Origin of the sequence: Mesorhizobium sp. (genome assembly GCF_004963255.1) — a bacterium.
Classification (GTDB): Bacteria; Pseudomonadota; Alphaproteobacteria; order Rhizobiales; family Rhizobiaceae; genus Mesorhizobium.
In genome coordinates this window covers 42669-51385 of record NZ_SUGA01000040.1, presented here as the reverse complement: position 1 = coordinate 51385, position 8717 = coordinate 42669, and the positions used below count along the sequence as shown (strand labels likewise).

Here is an 8717-nt window from a genome sequence, read left to right as displayed (position 1 = left end):
GCGCCGAGACGGATGAGGGGTGTTCCAGCGGAGTGAGACGCTGGCGTTCCCTGGAGCCCCCTCATCCGTCGCCTTCGGCGACACCTTCTCCCACAAGGAGAGAAGGAGAGGGCGCGCGTCGCTACGCCAAGTCTTCCGAATGGCCGACCGCCACGCCGTACTCTGCAGCCGAATCCAGAATCGTGTGCCATAGGCTTTCGGCGAAGGTTGCAAACACCAGCAGATTGAAAACAGCCTGCCCGTTGCGATCACCACCGCGCCAGAGCGTGACGCTCGTATGATCCATCGAGGTCGCCGCCGCCGCACCTACGCCAAATACACTGGGGTGCAAATCGATCGACGACAGCTTGGCGAGCATCGCGCGCGCCTTCTCTCCGGAGACGCTGATCAACGCCCGCGCATGCGACTGGTCGGACAGCGATGCCGAACCGGCAAAGACGGAGGCTAGTGCCTCGATCGAATGCTTGCCACCCTTGGACAGCACCAGGAACTGATCCGGTCCCGACCAGATCAGTGTCGCATCGGCAGTGCCGGTCGCCTTAGGCGTCTCCGGCGCGGCAACGCCGAAGCGCGCCTGCGCGGCCTTCGCCGTCTCGTCGGCCTTGCCGCGCCGCGCCATCACCTGGACGAGGTCGAAATTGCGGATCTCGGTCAGCGCCACGCCGGAGTCGCCCTGCGCGCCGTAAGCGCCGGCGACCAGTGCTCGCTGGAGCGGGCTGCGGACGTCCCAGGAAAACTCAGCCACGCTGGCGCCCTCCATCCGGATCGTAGAAGACGGAATTGCAGAGCTCGACATCGTAGTCCTCTGAGCGCAGCGGATCATGCGCGCGCACGATCTCACCAATGCGCTCGCGGCCGCGCTCGACAAGGCCGAGCCCGATCCACTGGTCGAGCATCGGCGAGAAGCAGACCGAGGTGACATAGCCCTGGTCGTTCTCGGGGCCAGGGGTCTCGCCCTTCGGAATGATATGCGCGCCGGAACGCAGTCGGCGCGCCTTGTCGGTCGGCTTGATGCCGACGACCACCTGCCGGTTGGGCGCGACCAGTGCCTCGCGGCCGGCCATGACGCGGCCGATGAAATCCTTCTTGGTCGACATCATCTTGCCGAGGCCGAGATCGCCGGCCGTGGTCGTGCCGTTGAGCTCTGGCCCGGCGACGTGCCCCTTCTCGATGCGCATCACGCCGAGCGCTTCTGTGCCGTAAGGCGTCACCCCGAATGGCTTGCCCGCAATCATCAAATTGCGCGCCATCGCTTCGCCATAGCGTGCCGGCACCGAAATCTCGAACGCCATCTCGCCGGAGAAGGAAATGCGGAACAGCCGCGCTTTCAGGCCGCCGCACAGCTGGACCTCGCGCGCGCCCATGAACGGGAAACCTTCGTTCGACAGGTCCTCGGCCGGATCGACGACCTCCTTCAAGAGATCGCGGGTCTTCGGCCCGGCGATCGAGAACTGCGCCCACTGATCGGAAACCGACGTGAGCTGCACATCGAGCTCGGGGAACAGCACTTGGCGGCAGAATTCCAGATGCTGCATCACCAGTCCGGCCTTGGCCGTCGTGGTGGTGAGGAAATAATGGTCCTCGGCCAGGCGCGAGGTGGTGCCGTCGTCGTAGACAATGCCGTCCTCGCGCAGCATCAGCCCGTAGCGCGCCTTACCGACGGCGAGGCTGGAGAAGGCGTTGATGTAGACGCGGTCGAGGAAGGCGCCGGCATCCGGACCATGCACGTCGATCTTGCCGAGCGTCGAGACATCGCAGAAGCCAACGCCGTTGCGCACCGCCTTGACCTCGCGCGTCACCGATTCCAGCCAGTCCTTCTCGCCGGCGCGGGGATACCACTGCGCCCGTTTCCACAGGCCAGTGTCGACAAACACCGCACCCTGTTCGGCCGCCCAGTGATGCGACGGCGTCAGCCGCGTCGCATGGAAATTCTCGTCGCGGTGATGGCCGGCGAAGGCGCCGATGGCGACCGGCACATAGGGCGGCCGGTAGATTGTCGTGCCGGTCTCGGGAATGGATTTGCCGCTGACCGCCGCCATGATGGCGAGGCCGGCGACATTCGAGGTCTTGCCCTGGTCGGTCGCCATGCCGAGCGTGGTGTAGCGCTTCAGGTGCTCGACCGATTGAAAACCTTCGCGCTGCGCCAGCTCGACATCCGAAGCCGTGACGTCATGCTGCTGGTCGACGAAGGCCTTGCCCTTGCCGGCGACATGCCAGAGCGGGGTGATCGAGAAGGCCTCGTCGTCCGCGACCGGCATCGACCCGATATTGCCGCTGCGTCCGACATCGCGTGCGGCGGCAGCGCCGGCTTCGAACCCCTCGCGCAGGCAGGCGCCGAGACCGAAGGCGCCGTTGGCGGCGCCCGCGGCGACCATGCCGGGCGGCGCGCCGTCCGGCACGAAGGCGGCGATGTCGTCGCGCCATTTCGGCCGGCCGCGATGATAGGAAGTTAGGCCGACCGCCGGGTTCCAGCCGCCCGAGACAGCGAGCCCGTCGGCCTCGACCTCGGCGCGCGCGCCGCCGGTCAGCGAGACGGAAATCTTGCGCACTCCGCCCTTGCCGCCGTCGACGCCGCTGACGGAGCCGTGGAGCACCGGGAAGCCGCCCTTGCTGGCCAGCGAGCGATGCGCCGGCGACACATCCGGCCGGGCGTCGATCACCGCCGCCACCTGCAGCCCTGCCGCGATCGCCGTCTCGGCCGTGCGCCAGCCGTCTTCATTGTTGGTGAAGAGCGCGATGCGTCTCGCCGGCGTGGCGGCGTAGCGGTTGATGTAGCTGCGCATGGCCGACGCCATCATCACGCCGGGCGTGTCGTTGCCGGCAAAGACGACGGGACGTTCGATCGCGCCGGCGGCGACCACGCAGCGCTTGGCCACGATCCGCCACAGCCGCTGCCGAACCTGATGCTCCGGCGGCACCGGCAGATGGTCGTTGACGCGCTCGATCGCGCCATAGGTGCCGCCGTCATAGACGCCGAACAGGGATGTGCGCGTCATGATGCGCACATCGGGCATCGCAGCCAGTTCGGCAACTGCGCGCGCAACCCATTCGGCGGCGGGCAGCCCGTCAATCGCGCCGCCATCGGCAAGCAGCCGCCCACCAACGACGAAATCCTCCTCGCACAGGATGACGCGCGCGCCGCTACGGCCGGCGGCAAGGGCAGCCGCCAGACCGGCCGGCCCGGAACCCGCGATCACCACGTCGCAATGCGCCCATGCCTTGTCATAGTGGTCGGGATCGGAAACGCCCGCCGCGCGGCCGAGGCCGGCGGCGCGGCGGATCGCCGGCTCGTAGATCGCTTCCCAAAATTTTGCCGGCCACATGAAAGTCTTGTAGTAGAAGCCGGCGACGAAGATCGGCGAGAACAACTGGTTGACCGACATGACGTCGAAATTGAGCGACGGCCAGCGATTCTGGCTGGCGGCTTCGAGGCCTTCATAGAGCTCGGCCGTCGTCGCCTTGGTGTTCGGCTCGCGCCTGGCGCCGCTGCGCAATTCGACCAGCGCGTTGGGCTCTTCCGACCCTGCGGTCAGGATGCCGCGCGGGCGGTGATATTTGAACGAGCGGCCGACCAGCTTGACGCCGTTGGCGACCAGCGCGGAAGCCAGCGTGTCGCCCTTGAAGCCCAAAAAATTCTTGCCGTCGAAACGGAAGCTGAGCGCGGTCGAGCGGTCGATGAGGCCGCCGGATGTGAGACGGTTTGCCTGATCGCCGGCCATCACGCACCAACCTTGGCGGCGCCGGCGCCTGCAGCCGCCTCGACCGCCGAAATCTCATGCGTCAGCGTGTTGCGGGTGACCTTCAGCCATGCCCGGCAGCCGCCGCCATGGTACCAATGCTCGCTCATCACGCCGGCGATGTTGTCGCGCAGATAGACATAGTTGTAGACGGCGTCCTCGCCGGCGTCGGCCGCGGGGCGCTGTGGCTTGGCGTCGCCGAGATAGGTGAACTCGCCGAGCTCGCGTTCGCCGCAGAAGGGACAGGTGATACGCATGGTCTTCTGGCGGCCTCAGTGCAGGTTCGGTTGGGCACCCTGGCCCTTCTCGTCGATCATGGCGCCACGCTGGAAGCGGTCGAGGCGGAAGAGCGCGGCTTCCTTGTGCGATTGATCGCGGGCGAGGAGATGGGCGAAGACGAAGCCCGAGCCCGGCGTCGCCTTGAAGCCGCCATAGCACCAGCCGGCATTGATGTAGAGGCCGTCGACCGGGCTTTTGTCGATGATCGGCGTGCCGTCCATCGACATGTCCATGATGCCGCCCCATTGGCGTAAGAGCCGCACGCGGCCGATCATCGGGATCAGCGCCATGCCGCCTTCGCAGACATCTTCCATCACCGGCAGGTTGCCGCGCTGGGCATAGGAATTGTAGCCGTCAATGTCGCCGCCGAAGACCAGCCCGCCCTTGTCCGACTGGCTGACATAGAAGTGTCCGGCGCCAAAGGTCATGACATTGGGAAGCAGCGGTTTGATCGCCTCCGAGACGAAGGCCTGCAGCACATGGCTTTCGATCGGCAGGCGAAGCCCCGCCATAGCCGCGACGCGTGACGAGGAACCCGCCACCGCCATGCCGACTTTCCCAGCGCCGATCTTGCCGCGCGACGTCTCGACGCCGGTGACCTTGCCGTTGGCGTCGCGCGTGAAGCCGGTGACCTCGCAATTCTGAATGATGTCGACGCCGAGCGCGCTCGCCGCATGCGCATAGCCCCAGACCACCGCGTCATGCCGCGCCGTGCCGCCGCGGCGCTGCAGCAGCCCGCCCTGGATTGGGAAGCGTGCATTCTCGAAATTCAGGAATGGCAGCATCTTGCGCAGTGCCGCCTGGTCGAGCAGCTCGGCATCGATGCCGTTGATGCGCATCGTGTTGCCGCGCCGGGCGAAGGCGTCGCGCTGCGCGTCGGAGTGATAGAGGTTGAGCACGCCGCGCTGGCTGACCATCGCGTTATAGTTGAGGTCCTGCTCCATCCGCTCCCACAGCTTCATCGAAAGCTCGTAGAAGCCGGTATTGCCGGGCAGGCCGTAATTGGAGCGGATGATCGTGGTGTTGCGGCCGGCATTGCCGGAACCGATCCAGCCCTTTTCGAGCACAGCGACGTTGCGGATGCCGAACTCGCTGGCGAGAAACCAGGCGGTGGCGAGCCCGTGCCCGCCGCCGCCGATGATCACCACGTCGTAGCGATCCTTTGGCGCCGCATCGCGCCACGTAGGCCTCCAGTTCTTGTGGCCGGAGAGGGCGGCGCGGGCGAGCGAGAAGATCGAATATTTCATTGCGTCATTCCGAGGCCGCTCACCCGCAATGCTGGATGCTAGATATCCAGCGTGTGGTCGCGCTCCCACTGGGTGAAGTGCGAAGCATAGGAATTCCATTCCTGCTGCTTCAGCTTTAGATATGCCGACGAAAATTCCTCACCCAGCGCCGCCTTGAGCGATTTGTCGTTGTCGAACTCGCGCAGCGCGTCGAGCAGGTTGAGCGGCAGTTTCGGCGCGTCAGTCACGGTATGGCCGAACTGGTACATGTCGATATCGTAGCGCTTGCCGGGGTCGGCCTTGGAGCGGATGCCGTCGAGGCCGGCGGCGATGATCACGGCCTGCAGGAGGTAGGGGTTGGCTGCGCCGTCAGGCAGGCGCAGCTCGAAGCGTCCAGGCCCAGGCACGCGCACCATGTGGGTGCGGTTGTTGCCGGTCCAGGTGACGGTATTAGGCGCCCAGGTCGCGCCCGAAATGGTGCGCGGCGCGTTGATGCGCTTGTAGGAATTCACCGTCGGATTGGTGATCGCGGCAAGCGCCGAGGCATGCTTCATGATGCCGCCGAGGAAGTTCCTGCCCTTGGCGGAGAGGCCGAGCTCCTCCGAATTATCGGCGAAGACGTTGGTCTTGCCGGCCTCGTCCCACACCGAGATATGCGCATGGCAGCCATTGCCGGTCAGGCCCTGGAAGGGCTTGGGCATGAACGTCGCGCGCAGGCCGTGCTTCTCGGCGATCGACTTGACCATGAACTTGAAGAAGGAGTGCTTGTCGGCGGTCGCCAGCGCGTGGTCGAAGGTCCAGTTCATCTCGAACTGGCCGTTGGCGTCCTCGTGGTCGTTCTGGTACGGGCCCCAGCCCAGCGCCAGCATATGGTCGCAGATCTCGGCGATCACGTCGTAGCGGCGCATCACCGCCTGCTGGTCGTAGCAGGGCTTCGACGCTGTGTCGTATTCGTCGGAGATCGCCTTGCCGTCCGGCGAGATCAGGAAGAACTCGGCCTCGACGCCGGTCTTGACATGCATGCCGTCGCGGGCGGCTTCGTCGATCACCCGCTTCAGCGTGTTGCGCGGCGCCTGGTCGACGAGCTTGTCGTCCATCACGCAGGTGGCCGCCACCCAGGCGACGTCTTTCTTCCACGGCAACTGGATGACCGAATCCGGGTCCGGCACGGCCAGCATGTCCGGATGCGCCGGCGTCAGGTCGAGCCATGTCGCGAAGCCGGCGAAGCCGGCGCCGTCCTTCTGCATGTCGGCGATCGCCTGCGCCGGCACCAGCTTGGCACGCTGCCCGCTGAACAGGTCGGTGTAGGAGATCATGAAATATTTGACGCCGTTCTCCTTGGCGAATGCGGCGAGATCGTTCCCCATTATAGTTCCTCGCTTATGTGGTCTTGGAAGTTGTCCTAGAAGCCGTTCTTTCCCGGTATCCAGTTGGTGCCGGCCAAAGGCACGCCGGCCATGGCGGCGGATTCGATGGTGAGCGCAACGAGATCCTCGGGCTCCAGATTGTGCAGGCTGTTCTTGCCGCAGGCGCGAGCAATCGTCTGCGCCTCCAGCGTCATCACCTTGAGGTAATTCGCCAGGCGTCGTCCGGCTGCGATCGGATCGACCCGCTTCATCAGCTCCGGATCCTGGGTGGTGATGCCGGCCGGGTCGCGGCCCTCGTGCCAGTCGTCATAGGCGCCCGCCGTGGTGCCCAGCGCATTGTACTCCGCCTCCCACCGCGGATCGTTGTCGCCGAGCGCGACGAGCGCCGCCGTGCCAATCGACACCGCATCGACGCCGAGCGCCAGCGCCTTGGCGACATCGGCGCCGTTGCGGATGCCGCCGGAGATGATGAGCTGCACCTTGCGGTGCATGCCGAGGTCCTGCAGCGCCTGCACGGCCGGCCTGATGCAGGCAAGCGTCGGCTGGCCGACATTCTCGATGAACACTTCCTGGGTTGCGGCCGTGCCGCCCTGCATCCCGTCGATCACGACCACATCGGCGCCAGCCTTCACCGCGAGCGCCGTGTCGTAGTAGGGGCGAGCGCCGCCGACCTTGACGTAGATCGGCTTTTCCCAGTCGGTGATCTCGCGCAGCTCGAGGATCTTGATCTCGAGATCGTCCGGCCCGGTCCAGTCGGGATGGCGCGAGGCCGAGCGCTGGTCGATGCCCTTGGGCAGCGTGCGCATCTCCGCGACGCGGTCGGAAATCTTCTGCCCGAGCAGCATTCCGCCGCCGCCGGGCTTGGCGCCCTGGCCAACGACGACTTCGATGGCGTCGGCGCGGCGCAGGTCGCGCGGGTTCATGCCGTAGCGCGACGGCAGGTACTGATAGACCAGCGTCTTCGAGTGGCCGCGTTCTTCCTCGGTCATGCCGCCGTCGCCTGTGGTGGTCGATGTCCCGGCGATCGTCGCGCCGCGGCCAAGGGCTTCCTTGGCGGGACCGGAAAGCGACCCAAAACTCATGCCGGCGATGGTGATCGGGATCTTGAGCTCGACCGGCTTCTTGGCATGGCGCGAGCCGAGCACCACCGAGGTGTCGCAGCGTTCGCGATAGCCCTCGAGCGGATAGCGCGAGATCGAGGCGCCGAGGAACAACAGATCGTCGAAATGCGGCAGCTTGCGCTTGGCGCCGGCGCCGCGGATGTCATAGATGCCGGTCGCGGCCGCGCGGCGGATTTCGGAAAGCGTGTAGTCGTCGAAGGTCGCGGATTTGCGCGGCGTCGTGGGAGGATTGTGATAGGCCATTTCTGTCCTCAATACGCGTCGGCGTTGTCGATGTTGAAATTGTAGAGTTTGCGGGCCGAGCCGTAGCGCTTGAACTCCGACGCCTTGACGCCGGTGACGCCGGCCTTGTCGAGCAGGCCCTGCAGCAATTCGATGTGCTCGGGCCGCATCTCCTTGGCGATGCAGTCGGCGCCGAGGCTCTCCACCTTGCCGCGCACGAAGAGCCGCGCCTCGTAGATGGAATCGCCCAGCGCGTCTCCGGCATCGCCCAGCACCACGAGGTTGCCGGACTGCGCCATGAAAGCCGACATGTGGCCGATATTGCCATGCACGACGATGTCGATGCCCTTCATAGAGATGCCGCAACGCGACGAGGCGTTGCCCTCGATGACCAGCAGGCCGCCGCGGCCGGTGGCGCCGGCATACTGGCTGGCGTCGCCCTTGATGACGATCGAGCCCGACATCATGTTCTCGCCGACGCCCGGCCCGGCTGAGCCATGCACGGTAATCGCGGCACCGTCATTCATGCCGGCGCAGTAATAGCCGACGCTGCCGCGCACATCGATGCTGACCGGCTGGTCGACGCCGACGGCGACCGAATGGCTGCCCTTCGGATTGAGCACTTCCCATGCGGTCTCGTTCGAACCGGGCGTGAGCTTGTGCAGCGCCTGGTTCAATTCGCGCAGCGAATGTAGCGAGAGGTCGAAAACCCTCGCATCGCCTTGCTCGCGCTCGGCCTTCGACATTGGGGTTGCCGGCATCGGC

Annotated in this window: 7 protein-coding genes; all 7 read right to left on the bottom strand. The window is 65.8% G+C overall.

Annotated elements, in window-relative coordinates:
* Positions 1-121 precede the first annotated feature (121 nt).
* The 7 genes from E5X34_RS28040 to E5X34_RS28010 are packed head-to-tail and all read right to left on the bottom strand — an operon-like array spanning position 122 to position 8713.
* Entirely contained in the window at positions 122-745 is a 624-nt protein-coding gene (locus tag E5X34_RS28040) for a sarcosine oxidase subunit gamma family protein (protein WP_292571651.1), read from the bottom strand.
* On the bottom strand, positions 738-3719 hold the full coding sequence (locus E5X34_RS28035) for a sarcosine oxidase subunit alpha (RefSeq protein WP_292571648.1): 2982 nt from the start codon (positions 3717-3719) through the stop codon (positions 738-740). Before E5X34_RS28035 ends, E5X34_RS28040 begins: the two co-directional genes overlap by 8 nt.
* Positions 3719-3994 carry a sarcosine oxidase subunit delta gene (locus E5X34_RS28030; protein WP_292571645.1) on the bottom strand — a complete coding sequence of 92 codons (276 nt, stop codon included), beginning with the start codon at positions 3992-3994 and terminating at the stop codon, positions 3719-3721. The genes E5X34_RS28035 and E5X34_RS28030 overlap by 1 nt, the downstream gene beginning before the upstream one ends.
* Before the next feature lie 15 nt (positions 3995-4009).
* On the bottom strand, positions 4010-5263 hold the full coding sequence (locus tag E5X34_RS28025; RefSeq protein ID WP_292571642.1) for a sarcosine oxidase subunit beta family protein: 1254 nt from the start codon (positions 5261-5263) through the stop codon (positions 4010-4012).
* A gap of 38 nt (positions 5264-5301) precedes the next feature.
* Positions 5302-6609, bottom strand: coding sequence for a type III glutamate--ammonia ligase (glnT, locus tag E5X34_RS28020; RefSeq protein ID WP_126062335.1), 1308 nt, complete (start codon positions 6607-6609; stop codon positions 5302-5304).
* A 35-nt stretch (positions 6610-6644) separates the two neighbouring features.
* Entirely contained in the window at positions 6645-7973 is a 1329-nt protein-coding gene (locus tag E5X34_RS28015; protein ID WP_292571639.1) for an FMN-binding glutamate synthase family protein, read from the bottom strand.
* 8 nt (positions 7974-7981) lie between these two features.
* The gene (locus tag E5X34_RS28010) at positions 7982-8713 is read right to left on the bottom strand and encodes a GXGXG domain-containing protein (protein WP_292571636.1); all 732 of its coding nucleotides are present in this window, start codon (positions 8711-8713) and stop codon (positions 7982-7984) included.
* Between the last annotated feature and the right edge of the window lie 4 nt (positions 8714-8717).

What these genes read in the sequence shown, in the direction of transcription:
- E5X34_RS28035 (WP_292571648.1), bottom strand. Translation starts at nt 3,719, where the DNA reads ATGGCCGGCGATCAGGCAAACCGTCTCACATCCGGCGGCCTCATCGAC.
- E5X34_RS28030 (WP_292571645.1), bottom strand. Translation starts at nt 3,994, where the DNA reads ATGCGTATCACCTGTCCCTTCTGCGGCGAACGCGAGCTCGGCGAGTTC.
- E5X34_RS28025 (WP_292571642.1), bottom strand. Translation starts at nt 5,263, where the DNA reads ATGAAATATTCGATCTTCTCGCTCGCCCGCGCCGCCCTCTCCGGCCAC.
- glnT (WP_126062335.1), bottom strand. Translation starts at nt 6,609, where the DNA reads ATGGGGAACGATCTCGCCGCATTCGCCAAGGAGAACGGCGTCAAATAT.
- E5X34_RS28015 (WP_292571639.1), bottom strand. Translation starts at nt 7,973, where the DNA reads ATGGCCTATCACAATCCTCCCACGACGCCGCGCAAATCCGCGACCTTC.
- E5X34_RS28010 (WP_292571636.1), bottom strand. Translation starts at nt 8,713, where the DNA reads ATGCCGGCAACCCCAATGTCGAAGGCCGAGCGCGAGCAAGGCGATGCG.